The sequence below is a fragment of the Amycolatopsis sp. WAC 01375 genome (genome assembly GCF_003947325.1).
GTDB lineage: Bacteria > Actinomycetota > Actinomycetes > Mycobacteriales > Pseudonocardiaceae > Amycolatopsis.
On record NZ_QHHW01000008.1, the window covers coordinates 31,089 to 49,535 of the forward strand.

General features: G+C 67.7%; 20 protein-coding genes. 12 read left to right on the forward strand and 8 right to left on the reverse strand.

The features are described from left to right. Positions 1-2 precede the first annotated feature (2 nt). On the reverse strand, positions 3-488 hold the full coding sequence (locus DL991_RS00630; RefSeq protein ID WP_125779842.1) for a GNAT family N-acetyltransferase: 486 nt from the start codon (positions 486-488) through the stop codon (positions 3-5). 150 nt (positions 489-638) lie between these two features. Here DL991_RS00630 and DL991_RS00635 point away from each other — a divergent pair, with 150 nt between their 5' ends. Then, entirely contained in the window at positions 639-1,286 is a 648-nt protein-coding gene (locus DL991_RS00635; RefSeq protein ID WP_125779843.1) for a VanZ family protein, read from the forward strand. Here DL991_RS00635 and DL991_RS42845 read toward each other — a convergent pair. Then, the gene (locus DL991_RS42845; RefSeq protein ID WP_199753775.1) at positions 1,227-1,403 is read right to left on the reverse strand and encodes a hypothetical protein; all 177 of its coding nucleotides are present in this window, start codon (positions 1,401-1,403) and stop codon (positions 1,227-1,229) included. The two genes, DL991_RS00635 and DL991_RS42845, sit on opposite strands and share 60 nt — an antisense overlap. 97 nt (positions 1,404-1,500) lie before the next feature. Then, on the reverse strand, positions 1,501-2,154 hold the full coding sequence (locus DL991_RS00640) for a bifunctional 2-polyprenyl-6-hydroxyphenol methylase/3-demethylubiquinol 3-O-methyltransferase UbiG (protein ID WP_125779845.1): 654 nt from the start codon (positions 2,152-2,154) through the stop codon (positions 1,501-1,503). A gap of 28 nt (positions 2,155-2,182) precedes the next feature. Between DL991_RS00640 and mug the strand changes: the two genes are divergently transcribed. From mug to DL991_RS00670, 6 genes are all read left to right on the forward strand, one after another. Beyond that, entirely contained in the window at positions 2,183-2,749 is a 567-nt protein-coding gene (gene mug / locus DL991_RS00645) for a G/U mismatch-specific DNA glycosylase (protein ID WP_125779847.1), read from the forward strand. Between the two features lie 282 nt (positions 2,750-3,031). Next, positions 3,032-3,832: a response regulator transcription factor gene (locus tag DL991_RS00650; protein ID WP_125779849.1), complete on the forward strand. Its 801-nt coding sequence runs from the start codon at positions 3,032-3,034 to the stop codon at positions 3,830-3,832. A 183-nt stretch (positions 3,833-4,015) separates the two neighbouring features. Further along, entirely contained in the window at positions 4,016-5,860 is a 1,845-nt protein-coding gene (locus DL991_RS00655; RefSeq protein ID WP_125779851.1) for an acyl-CoA dehydrogenase, read from the forward strand. 123 nt (positions 5,861-5,983) lie between these two features. Further along, a complete protein-coding gene (locus DL991_RS00660; protein WP_125779853.1) occupies positions 5,984-6,259 on the forward strand; it encodes a GlsB/YeaQ/YmgE family stress response membrane protein in 276 nt (91 codons plus the stop codon). Positions 6,260-6,330: 71 nt separating this feature from the next. After that, entirely contained in the window at positions 6,331-6,630 is a 300-nt protein-coding gene (locus DL991_RS00665; protein ID WP_125779855.1) for a GlsB/YeaQ/YmgE family stress response membrane protein, read from the forward strand. A gap of 32 nt (positions 6,631-6,662) precedes the next feature. Next, a complete protein-coding gene (locus DL991_RS00670; protein ID WP_125779857.1) occupies positions 6,663-7,379 on the forward strand; it encodes a leucine-rich repeat domain-containing protein in 717 nt (238 codons plus the stop codon). 108 nt (positions 7,380-7,487) lie between these two features. Here DL991_RS00670 and DL991_RS00675 read toward each other — a convergent pair whose 3' ends face one another. From DL991_RS00675 to DL991_RS00685, 3 genes are read right to left on the reverse strand one after another with little or no spacing between them, the layout of a single operon-like run. Beyond that, positions 7,488-9,332: a VanW family protein gene (locus DL991_RS00675; protein WP_125779858.1), complete on the reverse strand. Its 1,845-nt coding sequence runs from the start codon at positions 9,330-9,332 to the stop codon at positions 7,488-7,490. A 30-nt stretch (positions 9,333-9,362) separates the two neighbouring features. Next, positions 9,363-9,656, reverse strand: coding sequence for a co-chaperone GroES (locus tag DL991_RS00680; RefSeq protein ID WP_007032412.1), 294 nt, complete (start codon positions 9,654-9,656; stop codon positions 9,363-9,365). Between the two features lie 40 nt (positions 9,657-9,696). Continuing rightward, positions 9,697-11,505, reverse strand: a complete 1,809-nt coding sequence (locus tag DL991_RS00685; RefSeq protein ID WP_125780068.1) for an NHL domain-containing thioredoxin family protein — start codon at positions 11,503-11,505, stop codon at positions 9,697-9,699. Positions 11,506-11,684: 179 nt separating this feature from the next. Between DL991_RS00685 and DL991_RS00690 the strand changes: the two genes are divergently transcribed. After that, a complete protein-coding gene (locus DL991_RS00690) occupies positions 11,685-12,254 on the forward strand; it encodes a hypothetical protein (protein ID WP_125779860.1) in 570 nt (189 codons plus the stop codon). Here DL991_RS00690 and DL991_RS00695 read toward each other — a convergent pair. Together DL991_RS00695 and DL991_RS00700 are read right to left on the reverse strand one after the other, a co-directional pair. Beyond that, entirely contained in the window at positions 12,221-12,718 is a 498-nt protein-coding gene (locus DL991_RS00695) for an SRPBCC family protein (RefSeq protein ID WP_125779863.1), read from the reverse strand. The two genes, DL991_RS00690 and DL991_RS00695, sit on opposite strands and share 34 nt — an antisense overlap. A gap of 35 nt (positions 12,719-12,753) precedes the next feature. After that, positions 12,754-15,099, reverse strand: a complete 2,346-nt coding sequence (locus DL991_RS00700; RefSeq protein WP_125779865.1) for an oxidoreductase — start codon at positions 15,097-15,099, stop codon at positions 12,754-12,756. Between the two features lie 276 nt (positions 15,100-15,375). Between DL991_RS00700 and DL991_RS00705 the strand changes: the two genes are divergently transcribed. The 4 genes from DL991_RS00705 to DL991_RS00720 all read left to right on the forward strand — a co-directional run bounded on the left by DL991_RS00705 (position 15,376) and on the right by DL991_RS00720 (position 18,447). Next, the gene (locus DL991_RS00705) at positions 15,376-15,966 is read left to right on the forward strand and encodes a DUF3558 domain-containing protein (protein WP_125779867.1); all 591 of its coding nucleotides are present in this window, start codon (positions 15,376-15,378) and stop codon (positions 15,964-15,966) included. Between the two features lie 172 nt (positions 15,967-16,138). Further along, entirely contained in the window at positions 16,139-16,642 is a 504-nt protein-coding gene (locus DL991_RS00710; RefSeq protein ID WP_125779869.1) for a hypothetical protein, read from the forward strand. A gap of 35 nt (positions 16,643-16,677) precedes the next feature. Further along, positions 16,678-17,253, forward strand: coding sequence for a DUF3558 domain-containing protein (locus DL991_RS00715; RefSeq protein ID WP_233598626.1), 576 nt, complete (start codon positions 16,678-16,680; stop codon positions 17,251-17,253). A gap of 3 nt (positions 17,254-17,256) precedes the next feature. Beyond that, positions 17,257-18,447, forward strand: coding sequence for a hypothetical protein (locus tag DL991_RS00720; protein WP_125779873.1), 1,191 nt, complete (start codon positions 17,257-17,259; stop codon positions 18,445-18,447).

An 18,447-nucleotide genomic window follows, 5' to 3' on the forward strand; every position in this document is an offset into this window, starting at 1 on the left:
ATTTACCTGCTACCTCCGGTAACAGGTAAATAAAGGCGTTCGCGCCGACGGGTGACGTCGTTCGGCATCGGCTCCAGTTCGCCCGTCGCGATGAACCCGAGTTTCAAATACAGCCGCCGCGCCCGGTCGTTGTCCTCCGCGACGTGCAACCACACTTCACGCGCGCCGTCGGCCTCGGCGGCCGACCGCACCTCATCCATCAGCTTCGTGGCCAGCCCGCGACCGCGCGTTTCGGGCGCGACCCACATCGAATAGAGGATCCAGCCGTCGTCACGCGCCCGCCCGGCGACGAGGCCCACCGGACGGTCTTCGTCGAACGCCGCGAACCAGGCGTCACCCGCCAGCTTCGCGAGCCATTCCTCGTCGGACTGCGCCCGCTCGGCCGCGGCGATCGAGCCGTAGTTCTCGGGGGTGTCCATCAAGGCGCGCAGGCGGATCTCGCGGAAGACGTCGAGGTCCGCGGGAGTGAGCCGTCGAACGAGCAGCATCCGGGCAGACTCCCATGTCGGCGGGCGAAGCGCGGAACGAATATCGCCGATCGGCCAAGATCGGGGTCGGCCACTCGGCCGATCCCGTCCCGGCTGTCGCGGCCCTTCGACCGAAGTGGCGGGGCCTGCCGGATCCATAACGTCAACGGCATGACGAACGCACAGGTCACCGCCCTGCAGTACGGCTTGATCGGCTTCTTCGCACTCTGGGCGACGGCGCTGATCCCGCAGCTGATCATCCTGCATTCGCGGCACGGCCGGGTGCGCCTTCGTCCGGTTCTGACCATGGCCGCCGTGCTGCTCTACGGCAGCATGACGCTGGCGGTGACCTTCCTGCCGATGCCCGGCCCCGGCGTCAAACCGCTGAGCCAGACCGTGCAGCTGAACCCGTTCCAGTGGATCGCCGACATCCACACCGAACTGCTCAAGCACGGGCTGCCCGCCGCCGACTGGTTCACCACGCAGACTTTCCAGCAGGCCACCATGAACGTGCTGCTGTTCGTGCCGCTCGGGTTCTTCGCCAGGACGCTCTGGAAGCGCGGCCTCATCGGCACGACGCTGATCGGTCTCGCCGCTTCGCTGCTGATCGAGATCACGCAGCTCACCGCGAACTTCGGCACCGCGCCCTACGTGTACCGGATCTTCGACGTCGACGATCTGCTCAACAACACCGGCGGCGCGATGCTCGGCTGGATCGCCGGGGCGCTGCTGCTCAGCCTCGTGCGGAAGCCCGTTCCGTCAACGGTCGAGCTTCAGCTTCCGCGCCGCGAGCGGGTCGACCTCGCCCAGATCCGCTAGCCTCGCCTGCCGTCGCTGGGCCGCGCGCCGCGCGGACCGCCGGTCTTCCGCGATCACCAGCACGGTCGCCACCACGAAGATCAACGCGACCACGCCGAGGATGAGCGAGAACTGCAAGACGCCTCCTCGAATACGACCTTGTGTGCGAGATCACAAACAGTACGCACGTCGTGGTGACTTGGCCACCCCTTGCGACGAAAGTGGGTGCCGTGGATCACGCGGGGACGGCCGCGAACCACGTCCGGCCTCCGGTGCACCAGCGCTCGAAGACCAGCCCGGCCTCGGCGAGCGCGGCCTCCAGTGCCGGGAGTTCCAGCCGGCGGCAGGTGAAGGCCTGCGTCCACGAGCGGCCCCCGGCCGAGTATCGGACGACCGCCGACAGCAGATCTCCCTGGTGGACGACCTGTTCGAGCCGGACATCGACCTCGCCGAGCCTGCCGCCCCGCGCGTCGCGGACCGACTCGAACCACTCCGGCGGATGCCACTCGACGAGCACCCGCCCACCGGGCGCGAGATGCGCGCGGGCGGTGGCCAGGAAGGCCGCGCGATCGGCGTCGGCGGCGGTGTTGACCAGATGGCTGCCGAGCAGCACCACGTCGAAGACCCGATCGAGCCGCAGCTCCTCGATCTTCGAACACACCTTTTCGGCGCGGACATGGGCGAGCATCTCCGGTGAATCGTCCACCGCGACCACCGGATGCCCCAGGTCCAGCAGCGCGTGCGTGACCCGCCCGACGCCGCTGCCGAGCTCCAGGATCGAGGCGCCCTCCGCGACCGTCTCGTGCACGATCCCGGGCTCGCCGGCGGGCGGCAGCAGCCGGTACGCCTCCACCGGACAGCCGTCGACCGTGAACGCCCCTTCGCCCATACCCGCCAGCGTGCCGGAAACTGGCCGGGTGAGGACGAAACCGACCAAGGACGAGCTGGCCGCCGCCTACGGCAGGACCATCGACGACGTCATCGCACCGGATCTGGACGTGCTGTTCTGCGGGATCAACCCCGGCCTCTACTCCGGCGCGCTCGGCCTGCACTTCGCCAGGCCGGGGAACCGGTTCTGGCCCGCGCTGTACCGCGGCGGTTTCACCCCGCGCCTGCTCGACCCCAGCGAGCAGGAGGAGTTGCTCGAACTCGGCCTCGGCATCACCAACGTCGTCGCGCGGACGACGGCGCGGGCCGACGAGCTGACTCCGGACGAGTTCCGCGAAGGCGGACGGCTTCTCGTGGCGAGGGTCGCCGAATACCGGCCGCGCTGGCTGGCCGTCGTGGGGATCACGGCGTTCCGGGCCGCGTTCGGCCTGCCGAAGGCGAAGGTCGGCCCGCAGGACGCCGAGATCGGCGGGGCGCGGGTCTGGGTACTGCCCAATCCGAGCGGGCTGAACGCGCATTGGACGCCCGCGGCGCTCGGGGACGAGTTCGGCCGGCTCTTTGATCAAGCACGGTGCCCCGAAGTCCACTCTGAGTAGCGAACACGCCAAGATCTACCCTCGTCACGCTCGTTCGAGGCAGAGATCCACGACCAGCTGATACGCAGAGTTTGCTGCGACGAGTCGATACATCTATGAGGGGGATATCGCGTCACGTGCACCGACCTGCTGACTCGTAATAGTTACGAGGTGTCATCTCTGTCCGGTCCCGCAGGGGGGACCGGTTGACGAGGGTGACCACGCCGGGGGGCGGTGGTCACCGAATGGGCTTTCGAGTCCTCTCGTCCGGAGATGGCGGGCAGGAAAACGGAGGGGTCCGTGATGCGAAGCATCGAGCCGAACCGAACGCAGGCCGGGAGGCCTGGTGGCCTGTCACCAGGCGGCCGAGGCCTCGGCGTGGCCGCCGTCGATCCGATCCCGGTCTTCTGCGAGGGACTGAGTTCGCTGGTCCACCGCACGCCGGGGTTGCAGTGGCTCGGGCACGCGTCGAGCCACCACGCCGCGCTCCAGCTGTGCGAGCAGCTCAAACCGGACGTCATCGTGCTGGATTCGGCGCTCGACCCGAACTGCCATCTGTCCCGGCTGCTCAGCGGCGGCGATCCGGCGCTGGTCATCATCACGCTGGTCAGAGACAGCAACCGCACGCAGCAATACCTCGCCGCGGCGATCGCGGCCGGCGTGCACGCGATCGTGCCGAGGGCGACCGACGGACGGCATCTGACCGAGGCGATCCGGCGCGCGCACAGCGACCGCCGGTACATCGACCCGACGCTGGCGGCACTGACCGCCCGGCCGAAACGCCAGCCCGTGCTCCCGAAGCCGGGCGACGCCCCCAAGCCCGCGGCCGCGCGCGGCCTGATGCCGCTGTCCCGCCGCGAGTACCAGGTCCTGCAACTGGTCGCCGAGGGGCTGGAGAACTCCGGGATCGCGAAGATCCTGTTCCTGTCCGTGGAAACCGTGCGGACCCACGTCAAGAGCATCCTGCGCAAGCTTTCGGCCAGGGACCGGACGCACGCGGTGACCATCGCGTTCCGCTCCGGCATCCTGATCGCCACCCCCGACGACGCGCACACCCCGGCCGATACGACCCCGGCCACTTCGATCGCGCCGTCGACCCGCTGAACCCGCCCGGCCGTAGGCTCCGCTATCGCGGTCGACGGACGCCGAGACCCCCATATTGCTGATTTACACATCACAACAGTGGCCATTCACTTGCCGCCGGTTACCCACAGGTAATATCCTGATGTTACCGGCGAGTAGGGAACATGTGCCCGGCCGGGGAGCCGAACACATTGGAGTGACGACATGGGCCACTACAAGAGCAACGTCCGAGACCTGGAGTTCAACCTCTTCGAGGTACTCGGCGTGCAGGACCGCCTCGGAAAGGGCGTCCTCGCGGAGTCCGACGAGGAGACCGCCCGCGGCGTGCTGACCGAGCTGAACAAGCTGGCTTCCGGTCCCCTCGCCGATTCGTACGCCGACGCGGACCGCAACCCGCCGGTGTACGACCCGAAGACCTTCTCGGTGAAGATCCCCGAGTCGTTCAAGAAGAGCTACCAGGCGCTGATGGACGGCGAATGGTGGCGGCTGGGCCTGCCGAACGAGCTGGGCGGCTTCGGCCTGCCCCCGACCGTGCAGTGGGCCGCGGCCGAGCTGATCCTCGGCGCCAACGCGCCGCTGTTCATGTACATGGCGGGTCCGAACTTCGCCGGCATCGTCGACAAGAACGGCACCGCCGAGCAGAAGCGCTGGGCGCAGATCATGATCGACCGCGGCTGGGGCGCCACGATGGTGCTCACCGAGCCCGACGCCGGTTCCGACGTCGGCGCCGGTCGCGCCAAGGCCGTCAAGCAGGAGGACGGCTCCTGGCACATCGACGGCGTGAAGCGGTTCATCACCTCGGCCGAGAACGACATGGTCGAGAACATCATGCACCTGGTGCTGGCCCGTCCCGAGGGCCCCGGCATCGAGACCAGGCCCGGCACCAAGGGCCTTTCGCTCTTCCTCGTGCCGAAGTTCCACTTCGACAGTGAGACCGGTGAGCTGGGCGAGCGCAACGGCGCCTTCGTCACCAACGTCGAGCACAAGATGGGCATCAAGGCCTCCACCACCTGCGAGCTGACCTTCGGCCAGCACGGCACCCCCGCCAAGGGCTGGCTGCTCGGCGAGGTGCACGACGGCATCGCGCAGATGTTCCAGGTCATCGAGTACGCCCGCATGATGGTCGGCACGAAGGCCATCGCGACGCTGTCGACCGGTTACCTCAACGCGCTCGAGTACGCCAAGGAGCGCGTCCAGGGCGCCGACCTGCCGAACATGCTGAACAAGGCGGCGCCGCGCGTCACGATCACCAACCACCCGGACGTCCGCCGTTCGCTGATGCTGCAGAAGGCGTACGCCGAAGGCCTGCGCGCGGTGTACCTCTACACGGCGACCTTCCAGGACCAGGTTTGGACCGGCGAGGGCGACGAGGCGTCGCTGAAGGTCGCGCACGGCGTCAACGACCTGCTGCTCCCGATCGTCAAGGGAGTCGGTTCCGAGCGTGCGACCGAGCAGCTCGTGCAGTCGCTGCAGACCCTCGGCGGGTCCGGCTTCCTGCAGGACTACCCGATCGAGCAGTACATCCGTGACGCGAAGATCGACTCGTTGTACGAAGGCACCACGGCCATCCAGTCGCTGGACTTCTTCTTCCGCAAGATCGTCCGCGACAAGGGTGCTTCGCTGGCCTACGTCGCCGGGGAGATCACGAAGACCATCGAGTCGGAGATCGGCAACGGGCGGCTCAAGAACGAGCGCGGTCTGCTCAAGCAGGCGCTCGAGGACACCCAGGGCATGCTCGGCTCGCTGATCGGCTACCTGACCTCGTCGCAGGAAGACCCGCAGAACATCAACAAGGTCGGCCAGCACACGGTCCGCCTGCTGATGTCGGTCGGCGACCTGCTCATCGGCTGGCAGCTCATCAAGCACGCCGAGGTCGCCATCGGCAGGCTCGACGCGGGCGCGTCGGCGAAGGACACCCCGTTCTACGAGGGCAAGCTCGCCGTGGCGTCGTTCTTCGCGAAGAGCGTGCTGCCGGAACTGACCGCGCGCCGCGCGATCGTCGAGGCCGCGGACAACAGCCTCATGGAGATCTCCGAAGCCGCGTTCTAAACGGTTTCGTGAGGAAAGGCCCTCTCCCTCGTGGAGAGGGCCTTTCTGGTTTCGAGGGGGTTTCGGGCGGGCATCACCGTGCTGAGTCCGCCTCCGGGCGGAGACCTCGGCAAAGGAGTCTCAATGACAGTCACCGGCATCATCACGGCGATCGTGGTCGGTTTGATCCTCGGGGTGCTCGGCAGGTTCTTCGCACCCGGCAAGCAGTCAATCCCGATCTGGTTGACCATCATCGTCGGTATCGCCGCCGCCTTCATCGGTACGGCGATCGCCCGTGGACTCGGCTACGCGGACACGAAGGGCTTCGACTGGCTCGAACTCATCACCCAGATCGTCATCGCCGGTCTCGGGGTCACCCTGGCCGCGAACCTCTACGGACGCCGCAGTGTCACCCGGTAAGGGGTCTTGAGGCGCGACGAGCCCGAATCGGTGTCACCGTGGGCTCATCGATATCCAGCTAAGGAGGAACCATGTTGGGTGGCCTTTGGGGCATCATCACCACGATCGTGGTCGGCCTGATCCTCGGTGTCATCGGTCGGATGATCGCACCGGGCGATCAGAAGATCCCGATGTGGCTGACGATCATCGTCGGCATCATCGCCGCGTTCATCGGCAATTGGCTGGCCGGGGTGTTCGGGGTCCGCGACACCGCGGGCATCGACTGGATCCGGCACGCCTTCCAGGTCGGCGCGGCCATCGTCGGCGTGATCGGCGCGGCGGCGATCTACGCGAAGATCAAGGGCGGCGGCGGGCACCGGGCCGTGACCTGAGCCCACTGGTCCATCGCCTACGGTCGGCCCCTGTGACCACTCGGCTCGAACTCAGTGGCCAGGGGCTGACCTCCCTGCGCGGACTTCCCTTTCCGACCTCGCTCGAATACCTGGATCTGTACGACAACCGGCTGACATCGGTTCCCGACGAGCTGTGGTCGCTTTCCGGGCTACGCGTGCTGAATCTGGCGACCAACCGGCTGACCGCCATCTCGCCGTCGATCGGCGGCCTGCGGAATCTGCACACGCTCGATCTGGGGCACAACGAGCTTTCGACCCTGCCGGACGAACTCGGCGAGCTTTCGGGGCTGACGGAATACCTCTACGTGAGCGACAACCGGCTGACCGAGTTCCCCGTCGCGCTGTGCTCGCTCGGACGGCTGAAATACCTGGGGTGTACGGACAATCGCATCTCCACCCTCCCGGACGACCTCTCCGGGCTGGCTTCGTTGCGCGAATTTCGCTTGTACGGCAACGGGTTGACCGCACTGCCGGAGTCGATCGGGACACTGTCCGCGTTACGCGAGCTGCATCTGCGGCGCAACCGGCTGACGGCGTTGCCGCCCTCCATCGGGGAGCTGAGCGAGTTGCGTCAGCTGGACCTGCGCGAGAACAAGCTCACCTCGCTGCCGGAGTCGATCGCCCAGTTGCCCAAATTGGACAAACTGGATCTGCGATGGAACAAGGAACTCCGGGAACCGTCGTGGCTCGCGGACTTCGAAGCCCGCGGCTGCATGGTGCTGCGGTGACGAGCCCCCATACCGCACGACCCCGCCTCCGCGTCGTTGCGAAAGCCACTTTCGCAACGTTGAAGGTTGCGAAAGTGGCTTTCGCAACGCGCCACGTCGCCTTACCGCTCAGGCGCAGATGACGGTGGCGCGCGGCGAGTAGGTCGCGTTGCGGGTCTCCCGGCGGACCTCTGTGCCGGTGACGACGTCGACCAGCACCCGCGTGTCCGAGGTGCTGAAACCGGCCGCGCCGGGATCCGGCACACAGCCGGGACCCGAACCGGCCTGCACCGGCTGCGGGACGAAGGAGTGCCGTTCGCCGCCGACGCTCTGTACGGAAAACCGTTTCGTGCCCCAGATCCGCACCGTCACCGAGCCGTTGGCGGGGAGCACCTGGATCGCGACCCCGGTCGGGGCGTCGTTGACGATCTGCATCTCGACCGGTGAACCGTTGTCGTCGATCGCCTTCACGTCTCGCGCGACCGGATAACGGTCGAGGTAGTGGTCGTGCTCCAGATGTCCGCCGTCGGCCATGCCTGCCAGGTACGCGGCGTTGTAGAGCGTCGTCGCGAGCTGTGAAACGCCGCCGCCGACCACCACCGGGCCGGTGCCGTCCTCGTTCACCGGGGCGGGAACGTAGCCCGCTTCCGCCGTCCTCGGCCCGGATCGCGCGCCGAGGCTGAACGTCTCGTTCGGCTTCACGATGGCGCCGGAGACCCTGGCGGCCAGCGCCTGCACGTTCGTCATCGCCGGTCCGCTCAGGCCCGACGTGGTGAACTCGCCGATGACCTCGTTGATCCCGAGGACGTTCGCCGCGTCGGTGCTGACGGCCGGGCTGCTGGCGTCGTAGACCGCTTTCAGCTCCCTGTCCTGGCTTTTGGCGAGCGTCGAGGTCAGCGCGGAGAACGTGAGGCCCCAGTTGACCTTCCGCGCGTCCTTCGACGGCTGGACGGCCGGCCTGTCGCCGACGAAGACGATCTGGGCGTTCGCCCCGTCGGTCTCGGTCTCCTTGAGCTGCGGCTGCGCCGCGGCCCGCAGTTTCCCCTGGTCGATCCGGACTTCGAGGTTGCCGTCGTCGCGCGCGGCGAACTGGAACGCCCCCGCGATCGTGTCCGGTTTCAGCGTCGCGTCCTTGCCTTCGCCGCGGATCACGAGCGGCTTCGCGACCGCCGGGACGACGATCTTGGCGAGCGCCGCGTGCACCCCCGGCGAAGTCGCCTTCACCGGCGAGACGTTCACCTTCAACTCCACGCCGTCGTCGCTCAGCCAACCGTCGATGACCGCGGCGACCGCCGCTTTGACGTCGGCGAGCGACTGACCGGCCCGCGGTTCGACCGCCGCCGGAACGACTCCGCCGTCGGTGCCCGCGATCGTCCGGAAGGTGATGTTCCCTTCGATCGGCGGGCGGTTCAGCTGCGCGGCGGCGAGATCCGAGACGGTCTTTTCGAGCTTCGGCGCGTCGGTCCAGGTGACGACGCCGACCTCACGACTGGTGAAGAACGACATCACCCGCGTGTACGGGCTCAGCGGCTGGTGGCCGGCGCGGCCCAGCGTCTGCGGCCAATCCAGGCCGAGGCCGGACGACGTCGGGTACAGCACCGTGCGAACGTCTCCCGCCCGGACGCGGACCGGCTCGATCAGCCTCGGTTCCAGCTCACGGCGCAGCTTCGACTCCGCCTCTTTGTGCGTCAGGCCGCCGACGTCGATCCCGGCGACCGTGACGCCGCGCGGGACGTCCCCGGCGCTGACGATGAGATCGACCGCGTACACGAGCACGAACAGGCCCATGAGGACCCCGGTGACCATGAGGGCCTTGCCGAGGCCCCGGCGGAACTTCGACGCGGGTGTCGGTGGCGGCAGGGCCACCCTGTCGCCCTCGAAGAGCTCGTCGACCAGGTCTTCGTCGGTGTCCGCGGGGGGCAGGAGGTCGTCGGTGAACAGATCGGTGCCCGGCTCCTCGTGGTCATCGCGCACCTTCCCTCACCACCCCTCCCGCGGCTCGAGCTACAGGTACAACCCCGTGCCGTGTTCGGTCCGTTCGGTCGCCACGGCGTGGATGTCCCGCTCCCGCATCACCAGGTGCCCCTCACCCTGGATCTCGACCTCGTGCTGGTCATCCGGGTTGAACAGCACCCGATCGCCGGTCTTCACGTTGCGCACACTGTTGCCAACGCCCAGTACATCACCCCAGGCGAGCCGCCGCGCGACCTGCGCGGTGGCGGGGATGACGATGCCGCCGGAACTCCGGCGCTCTCCGTCCTCGGGGGACAGCTTCACGAGCACCCTGTCCTGCAGCATCTGAATCTCGAGTTTCGGCCCGTCTGACACGAGTACGACTCTACTTACCCGGATCGCCGGCCATGACCAGGCTCAGCACGCTTTCTCCACCGGTTTCGAACCGCACGGGCACGCCCCAGTCCTGCCGGGTGATGCGGCAGGCCGGGTGTTCGCCGCCGTCATCACAGCTCGCGGCCTGCGCGACGACCTGCAAGACGCCCGCGGTGACTCCTTCGGCGAAGCGGAGCTTGCGGAACAGGTCCGTGCCCACGCCCGCGCCGTCGGCGAGCAGTTCCGGCGGCGACGCGCTGATCTCCAGCCGTGTCGAGGGCCCGTAACGGTCGTCGAGCTTCTCGCCGGGAGGCGGAGTGAAGACGACGGAGAACTCCAGCCGGCCCGGCGCCAGCACGGTCGGCGGGCGGCGGACCGCGTGCGCGTCGCCTGCCACGGCCTGCTCACCGAGCGGCACCGGCCCGATCCGGCCGCCCGCGGACTCGACGACCAGCAGTTCGCCGTCGTGCACCAGCAGACCGGACGGCTCCGCGAGACCGGACGCGAGCGTGGTCACCTGGCGGGTGAGGGGGTCGTAGCGGCGGACGGCGCCGTTGTAGGTGTCGGCGATCGCGATGGTGTCGCCGGGCAGCACGGCGAGGCCGAGCGGATGCTGCAGGAGCGCCTTGTCCGCGGGGCCGTCGACGTGACCGAAGGAGAACAGGTCGACACCGACCGCGGTGTGCACGGTGAACGTCTCGCCGTCGGGCTCGATCCAGCGCAGCGCCGACGTCTCCGCGTCCGCGAGCCACAGCTTCTGCCCGTGGGGCGTGAGACCGGACGTCTGCGCGAAGAACGCCTCGTGGACGTCGCCGTCACGCAGGCCCTCGACGGTCGTACCGGCGAAGCGGCGGATGGAGCCCGAGACCGGCTCGAACACGCTCAGCGTGTGGTTGCCCGCCATGGCCACCACGACGCCGCCCGCGGGACCCCACCAGGCGACATCCCAAGGGCTGGTGAGGTCGATGTCGAGCGCCTTGCCGGTGTCGACGCCGTCGCGCCACTGGCGGCCGGTGCCGGCCACCGTGGAGACCTCACCGGTGATCAGGTCGATACCGCGCAGCCGGTGACCGGCCGTGTCGGCGACGACCGCGTGGTAACCCGCGCGCTCGGCGACCTCGTACGGCAAAAGGGTGATTCCGGCCGGCTCGGTGAAACTCGCCAGATCGAACGGACCGTCCTGCGCGCCGCGCTCACCGCTGCCGAAGCGGCGGATGATCGTCTCGCCGTCGGACGCGAACTCGACGATGGAGTGGTTGCCGGTGTCGGCGACCAGGATGCGGCCTTCGGCGGTGGTGACGGCCTTGCTCGGGAAGCGCAGCTCGGTGCGCTGCTCCTCGGCGGGCACGTACGGGCTGCCGCCGCGGCGCAGCGTGCCCTTGGCCTCGTGGGTCGCGACGAGATCGGCGATCACCCGGCGCAACGCCTCGGCATGCCCCTCACCGGCGGCGACGTGGACGACATACCCCTCGGGGTCGACGACGACCAGCGTCGGCCACGCCTTGACCGCGTACTGCGACCAGGTGGTCATCTTCGGGTCGTTCAGCACCGGATGGTGCACCTCGTAGCGCCGCACGGCGGCCTCGATCGCGGCCGCCTCGCCCTCGTGCAGGAACTTCGGCGAATGCACGCCGATGGTCACCAGGACGTCGGCGAACTCGGCCTCCAGCGGCCGCAGCTCGTCCAGCACATGCAGGCAGTTGACGCAGCCGCTGGTCCAGAAGTCCAGCAGGACGACACGGCCGCGCAGCCCGGCGAGCGTGATCCGCTCGCCGCCGGTGTTGAGCCACACGTCACCGGCGAGCTCGGGCGCCCGCACGCGGGACTGCGTTCGTGGGGAAGTCACGACATGAGTGAACTACACCGATGGCCGCTCTGTTCCGAGGTCCAGGCGTTGAGAGGGCGAGCTCACCCCGGGGGAGGAGCCTCATGTGGGTGATGAGGGCGTGGCGTTAAAAGAGAAGGCGCCCGCGCGGTACGCAATTTAGGCTCGAACACATGTCCACTGTTGAGCACGCCTTCACCATCGAGGAGGCACACGACCTCCAGGCGAGCTTGGCCGAACCCGTGCGTCCCGGGTTGAGCGAGGCCGAGCTCGACGACGTCGAAGCCCGTTTCGGCTTCCGGTTCGCCGCCGATCACCGCACGTTCCTGTCCGCCGGGGTGCCGATCGGCGACCGCTGGCCGGACTGGCGTTGCGGCAACCCCGACCAGCTGCGGAAACGCCTGGACTGGCCGGTCGACGGGGTGCTTTACGACGTCGAACACAACGGCTTCTGGCTGCCCGGCTGGGGCATGCGCCCGATCGACCTCGACGACGCGCTTTCGCGGGCCCGCTCGCATCTCGCGCGCGCCCCTCAGCTCGTGCCCGTCTGCGGGCATCGGTACCTGCCAGGGATCGCCGGGAGCACGGGATATCCGGTGCTGTCGGTGTATCAGACCGACATCGTCTATTACGGCTACGACCTGCGGGGATACCTGCGGCACGACTTCTGCGACCAGCCCTTGGGCCCGCCGCCGCCCGGCGGGCCGCGTCAGATCGAGTTCTGGTCGCGGTTCGTGGAGTGAACGGACTCGGCGGTGGCCTTCAACCGGGCCAGCGTCGCCGCGATGTTCGCCCGGTTGGCGTCGTCCCGCTTCCAGACCCCGGTGAACAGCGACGTCGGCCCGCGTAGCCAGCCCGGCCGCCGGTCCCACGTGCTTTCGACGGCCACGCAACCGTCGCCGGTGGACTCGATGTCGTACTGCCAGCGCGCCACGGGGAGTCCGGCGACGGTGGTCACCTCGAACGCGAACCGCTTGCCCTCGTCGGCGTCGGTGATCGTCGAAAGGGTGCTCCAACGACGGATCCCGTGACGATTGCGGCCGCGGAACTTGGCGCCGACGGCGGGCTCCTTCGCCGCACCCACCCAACGATGCCCCTCGTACTCTTCGGCCATGCCCGCGAGCGCGCCCGGGTCGCTGACCAGGGCGTACACCTTCTCGGGCGGGGCGGCGATCGCGATCTTGCCGGTGGCGCTGGGCTCCGTCATGACATACCTCCGTACTGAGGGTATGTGAAATACCCTCAGTTGTCGCGGCGGAGCATGCGGCTTATCCCGGCCGCCACCGTCGTCGCCAGCACCCAGCCCGAGGCGGTGAACCCGGCCGCGACCCAGTTGTCCATCCCGTGCATGTACCAGCGCGACTTGTTGCCGAAGTCGACGATCGGCACCAGAAGGTCGATCGTGTAGAGCACCGGGTTCCACTGCAGCCCGGTGTCGTCCTGGTTGACCAGGCACCGCGGCCCGCTCACCGTGAGCTTCGGATTCGTGATGCAGTCGTCGACGCCGAGCCCGAACCACAGACTGCCCAGCACGAGCAGCGTCAGCAGCCAGCCGAGCGCGCGCACCGGACGGAAGCCGTAACCGACCATCGACCGCTGCAACCAGCTCCACACGTGCACGCCTGGACCGAAGAACTTGAAGCCCTTCGCGAGCGCTTCGTACCGGAACTGCTGCTTCTTCAGCAGCACCGTGGACGCGTGCTCTTCATTACCGGACGCGCGCAGCGTCGCCGCCAGCTGGTCGTACGGTCCCGGGCGGTAACCGTCCATCGCCTTGCGCAGCAACACGATCCGATGGTCGATCGCCCGGTCGTCGTCGAGCGCGATGTCCTCTTGCAGTGCGTCGTACCGGAAATCCTCCAGCTCGATCCCCGTCGCCGACGCCCAGAACGCCTCGTTGTCGCCCATCGTCCCGCAATGCGCACGCCGCAACACGATCCGGCCGTCCGGCGGAGTGGCGGGCGTGAGCAGGAACTCGTCGGCCGAAACGTCACTGCCGTCGAGCGCGATCCCGTGCTGCGGAAGGGAACCGAGCCGCGCGCCGCGGAAGTCGACGCGCCGCGCGACCTGCGCGCCGTCGAGGTTGACCCCGCCCTGCGCGACGAACGGACGCTCCTTGTTCTCGGTGAGGATCAGATCCCGGCCGATCCGCGCGGTGCGGACGTCCAGCGAGTAACTGGTGCGCGTGCGCGCGCCGGGCTCGGTCAGGCTCGTGCCGAAGAGGTTCACGCTGCCGCCGACCTCGGCGCCCTGCAACCGCAAGGTGCCCTGGACGGTCGCGTCGGTGAGCTGGAAGTTGCCCGCGATCTTGGCGCGCCGCGCGGAAAAGACGTCACGGCGCGGGTGCAGGAACATCGAGTTCCACGCCAGCACGTTGCCGCCGACGGTGATGTCGGCCATGCGCAGCTGCCCGGACGGCACGCGCAGGCTCGTCGCCTCGAGATCGCCGCCGATGGTGGTCCCGTCGAGATGGATCGCGCGGTCGTAGTAGGGAATGCTCTGCCCGCGGACGACCTGGACCTCCGCGCCCGCCAACCGCAGCGAACCACCGATCCGGGCGTTGACCATCCGCAACGTCCCGGTCACCTGCATACCGTCGCTGAGCTCGAGGTTTCCGTTGACCGTACATCGATCCGCGACCAGCGCCGGCCGCGGATCGATGTACGGATCGTTCGACTTCCACGCGTCGACGACGATCGGCCCGGACTGGTTCACCGAGAGCTTGGCCTCGCGGAAAATGATGTCACTGTCCACAGTGGCGCTCGGCAGGAACATGATCCCACTGGCGGAGAAGCGTTTCCGCTGCGCAGCGGGCCCGTAGTTGTCCACCTCGCACAGCAGGCTGCCGCCGATGTGGATCCCGTTCCCGTTGAGCGCGAAGCCGTCCCGGTTGTTCAGCGTCGCGCCGGAGAAGTTGACATTACCGCCGGCCCGCATCCCCGGGAGGCGGACTTCTCCGTTAGCCACCAACCGATACGCCAGCAGCGCGCCCACGATGTTGACCCGGTCGGCCTGGATCGCCTTGCCGCGCGGATGGGTGATCACCGTGCGGGTCAACACGACCGAACCCTCGATGACCGCGTCGGTGAGGTTGACCGCCGCGTTCGGCATCCCGCGCTCGCGATCGTCGCCGCGCTGGACCGTGGTCTCCTCGATCTCGTGCTCGGCGTCGACGTGCACGACACTGCGGATCAGGCGGACGTCGTTGCGGGTACGGAGATTGCGCGCCTTGAGCCCGGGCAGCCAGCACTTGCGGAACACAAGCCCGAGCAGATGCGCCTCACGGACGTCCGGCGGATGCTCGAACCGGCACCGCTCGAACCGGAACAGATACTTGATGTCGGCCGCGCGCAGATCCAACGTCCCGGTGATGTACGCGTCCTCGACCTGCACGATCGGCGCGTTGGTCGCCTGACGACGCCACCGGAGCAGCCCCGTCGTCCCCGGCTTCATCAGCTCGGACGCCGGGACCTCGTACCGCTTGTCGGGGTTGGGATCGAACGGGTCGAGCGGCGGCAGGGACGTGTCGCCGTTCTGGTCACCTTCCCCCGGATCGCGCGGCCCGTTGTTGCGCCGAAAACCCGGCATCGTCTCGCTTCCCTCCCCCGTCGTTCCTCGGCCACCAGCGAAGCCGATCACGCACGGGATTCGCAAGTGGCCCAGGACAGTAGACCGGAACCTGCCACAGGACCACGACGGCAGAACAGCCGCCCCGGGTTCCGGACCAGGGTCTTTCTTTGGGCGTTGGTGATCTTGGCCGGATTCGGGTTCGGGGCGACAGTTCGCTGCTACGGTCACTCAGCGGAGTCGGTGGTGGGCTAGGGGTAGGTCGCGCCCTTCGCGGCCCGTGCGGGGAGGCACGAGATGAAGCGTTTCTTGCTCTTGGCAGCGGCAGCATCACTTTTGACCGGTGGTTGCGGCGCGCAGGTGACCGGCACCGCGACGACCAGCGCACCGTCCTCGGCGCGACTTCCGTCCGATGGAGCGCCGGCAGTGACAGACCCGATCGCCGCGACCGCGAGCGTCGAGGCGGATCCGTGCAGCGCCATCCCGACGGCCGAGATCGAGGCGATCGGCGGCAGGGTCAAGAACTCCCGCCTTGATGATTTGACCATGGGAAACAACTGCGTCTGGGTCTTCCAAGAATCGCCTAACACCGTCAGCGCCGGACTTGTCACTGGAAACAAGGACGGTCTGAGCGCCCTCTATGCACAGAACGCAACTTCCGGCCTGACCACCTTTAAACCGGTCGATCCGATCAACGGGTACCCAGCAGTGATCTTCGCCAACGGCGGCGAGGGCGAAGGAAACTGCACTCTCGCCGTCGGTGTTCGAGATGACCTGGTCTACACCGTTATCCCGCGCCTGACCGACCATCACCCTTCCTTCTCAGACCCATGCGGCATGGCGACCAAGGTGGCGGCCGCGGCGATCAACCACATCAAGAAGCCCTGATCAGGCAAAACCGCCGTTCGGGACAAATGACGCCCGGCCCCCCACCTTTCGATGGTGATCTTCCTCGAAGTGGCTGATCAACGGTTTACCTGCTGCTATCGTCACCGGTTGGAGTCAGCAGGGAACTACGGGTAGGTCGCGCCCCATTGCGGCCCGTGCGGGGAGGCACGTCATGACAGGACCGGGACGCGGCCCTCAAGGGGTCTATGACCAGATCAACGGGCCGGGGCCGCAGGCGCCGCCGCCGAACTCGGGGTTGATTCCGGGTGCCGCCGCAGCGCTACCCCCACCCCCGCCGCCCAACTACGGTGAACTGGGGAGCGGCCAGGCGAAGGCCGACTTCGCGACGGCGTCAGCGAACGGTGGCTGGGAGTTCGACCCAGTCGCCATGGACGCCGTGATCAAGTCCCTCGAAGACTGTCTCGAGAGCGACTTCCGGAAGGCGCGTCGCGAGGCCGACGTACTGAATCAGATCCAGCCACCGGGCCATGAAATCGGCAGCGAGGGATACACGGTCGCCGCGAACAACTCGGGAAGCTCCTACCAGGCCTTTATGCAGGGGGCCTGGGACTACACGAACTCATACCTGGACACTTTGAGGCAAATCCGGACTGCGTATCAGAACCAGGATCAAGCAGCCATCGACGCACTCCGCCAGATCGGGAAGGCCGACTGATGCTCCACGCCAGGAAGTTCGTGTCCATAGCCGCGGTGAGCGGTTTGCTGCTGGTGAGCGGATGCAGCGACCCGAAGACGGGAAATGCCACCTCAGCCGCCCCGACTGCGCCTACCACGGCACGGCTACCGGCGAACGGCGCTCCTGCTGTGACAAACCCGATTCTGAATACCGCCCAAGCCGAATCGGACCCGTGTAGCACGGTAGCCACCGCTCAGATCGAGGAACTCGGCGGAAAAGTCGAGAAGACCGAGGTCGACGACGGAACGTTCGGAAAAAGCTGCGGCTGGATCTTCGAAGCAGGGCCTAGCAGCGTCACCGCGGGCCTTCTACCTGGCAATAAAGATGGGCTGAGCAGCCTCTACGCAAAACACGCGCAGGGCGGGCTCTCCACATTCAAGCCGATCGACTCGATCGAGGGGTATCCAGGCGTCATCTACGACAACGGCGGAGAAGGCAAGGGGCGGTGCGTACTCGCAGTAGGCGTGCGTGATGACCTTACTTATACGGTCACACCGCTCCTGACCACAGGGAACCCAATGCTGTCAGATCCCTGTGGTTTGGCAACCAAGGTCGCTGCTGCGGCGATCAAGAAGCTCAAAGGAGCTTAGGCCATGACCTATAGCGGCTGGGAGATCTTCACCAAACTCAACGCCAATCCCTCCACGACGGAAACTCTCGACAAAGCGCAGGTCGCCTCGCACAAGTTGATGGTCTTCCACGAAAACTTCAGCACGGCGATGGAGAACAGCCAAACGGCGCTCAGCACGTTCTGGAAGGGCAAAGCCGCCGACAGCGGCGTAGCAGGCCTTGCTCCGCTCATCGCGACTTCCAAGATCGCGGGCGAGAACATGGATCGCGCCCGGCAGTCGATGTACGACCAGAACGCCTCTTTCCATTACACGCGCGGCAATGTCCGGCCGGTCGAGAAGGAGCGCGCGGGGGACAGCGGGCCGGAGGACGTTCTGTCCATCGGCGCGAGTGACGACGAGATCGCGGCCGCGAAGTTCGACGCGGACACCAAGCACAACGTCGAGATCTACGAGCCGTACTACCAGGACACGCAGCCTCGGCAGCAGTCGCTCGCGCCGGCGTATCCGGCCGCGCACGATCCGAACGTTTCATCCGGGCCGATCACGCCGGATCCGGTCGACCCTGGTCAGACCAAGGTCAGCGGGTTCACCGGTGGACCCGGTGACTCGGGGCGGCATGGTGGACCCGGCGGGTACACCGGCGGGCCGAGTTCGTACAGCGCGCCTCCGGGGGCCGAGGGATATCAGGCGCCGAGGCCGCCGCAGGTTCCGCAGCCGCCGAGGATGCCGCAAATGCCGAGGCCACTGCCGTCCCCACGGCCGAACGATCGGACCGACCTGTCCTCCAAGGCGGACGACAAGGTGCAGGGACGTCCAGGCAACTTCCCACCGCCAAACCTCGGGCCGGGTGGACCCGGTGGCGGCACTGGATTCGGCCCGGGGTCGGGTGGGTTCAGCGGCGGATTCGGGCCTGGTGGCGGGTTCGGGCCGGGTGGGTCGACGGGTGGGCCGGGGAGCATGGGGCCCGGTCGCGGTGTCGGCGCCGGGATGCCTGGTGAAGCCGCGATGCGCGGTACACCGGCGGGAGGCCCCGCGGCGGCGGGTCGTACCGGCGCGCCGGGGATGGGCGGCGGCGGGATGGGCGGCGCCAAGGGCAAGGGCGGCGAGGACGAGGAGCACCAGCGCAAGATCATGCTGCAGGAAGAGGACGGCGACTCCCTCTTCGGCGGCTACGACGGGGACAAGCCGGTTCCGCCGGTGATCGGCGCGTAA

Coding starts and splice junctions, on each gene's coding strand:
- DL991_RS00630 (WP_125779842.1), bottom strand. CDS start 488: ATGCTGCTCGTTCGACGGCTCACTCCCGCGGACCTCGACGTCTTCCGC.
- DL991_RS00635 (WP_125779843.1), top strand. CDS start 639: ATGACGAACGCACAGGTCACCGCCCTGCAGTACGGCTTGATCGGCTTC.
- DL991_RS00640 (WP_125779845.1), bottom strand. CDS start 2,154: ATGGGCGAAGGGGCGTTCACGGTCGACGGCTGTCCGGTGGAGGCGTAC.
- DL991_RS00650 (WP_125779849.1), top strand. CDS start 3,032: ATGCGAAGCATCGAGCCGAACCGAACGCAGGCCGGGAGGCCTGGTGGC.
- DL991_RS00655 (WP_125779851.1), top strand. CDS start 4,016: ATGGGCCACTACAAGAGCAACGTCCGAGACCTGGAGTTCAACCTCTTC.
- DL991_RS00660 (WP_125779853.1), top strand. CDS start 5,984: ATGACAGTCACCGGCATCATCACGGCGATCGTGGTCGGTTTGATCCTC.
- DL991_RS00665 (WP_125779855.1), top strand. CDS start 6,331: ATGTTGGGTGGCCTTTGGGGCATCATCACCACGATCGTGGTCGGCCTG.
- DL991_RS00680 (WP_007032412.1), bottom strand. CDS start 9,656: ATGCTGCAGGACAGGGTGCTCGTGAAGCTGTCCCCCGAGGACGGAGAG.
- DL991_RS00690 (WP_125779860.1), top strand. CDS start 11,685: ATGTCCACTGTTGAGCACGCCTTCACCATCGAGGAGGCACACGACCTC.
- DL991_RS00695 (WP_125779863.1), bottom strand. CDS start 12,718: ATGACGGAGCCCAGCGCCACCGGCAAGATCGCGATCGCCGCCCCGCCC.
- DL991_RS00700 (WP_125779865.1), bottom strand. CDS start 15,099: ATGCCGGGTTTTCGGCGCAACAACGGGCCGCGCGATCCGGGGGAAGGT.
- DL991_RS00705 (WP_125779867.1), top strand. CDS start 15,376: ATGAAGCGTTTCTTGCTCTTGGCAGCGGCAGCATCACTTTTGACCGGT.
- DL991_RS00710 (WP_125779869.1), top strand. CDS start 16,139: ATGACAGGACCGGGACGCGGCCCTCAAGGGGTCTATGACCAGATCAAC.
- DL991_RS00720 (WP_125779873.1), top strand. CDS start 17,257: ATGACCTATAGCGGCTGGGAGATCTTCACCAAACTCAACGCCAATCCC.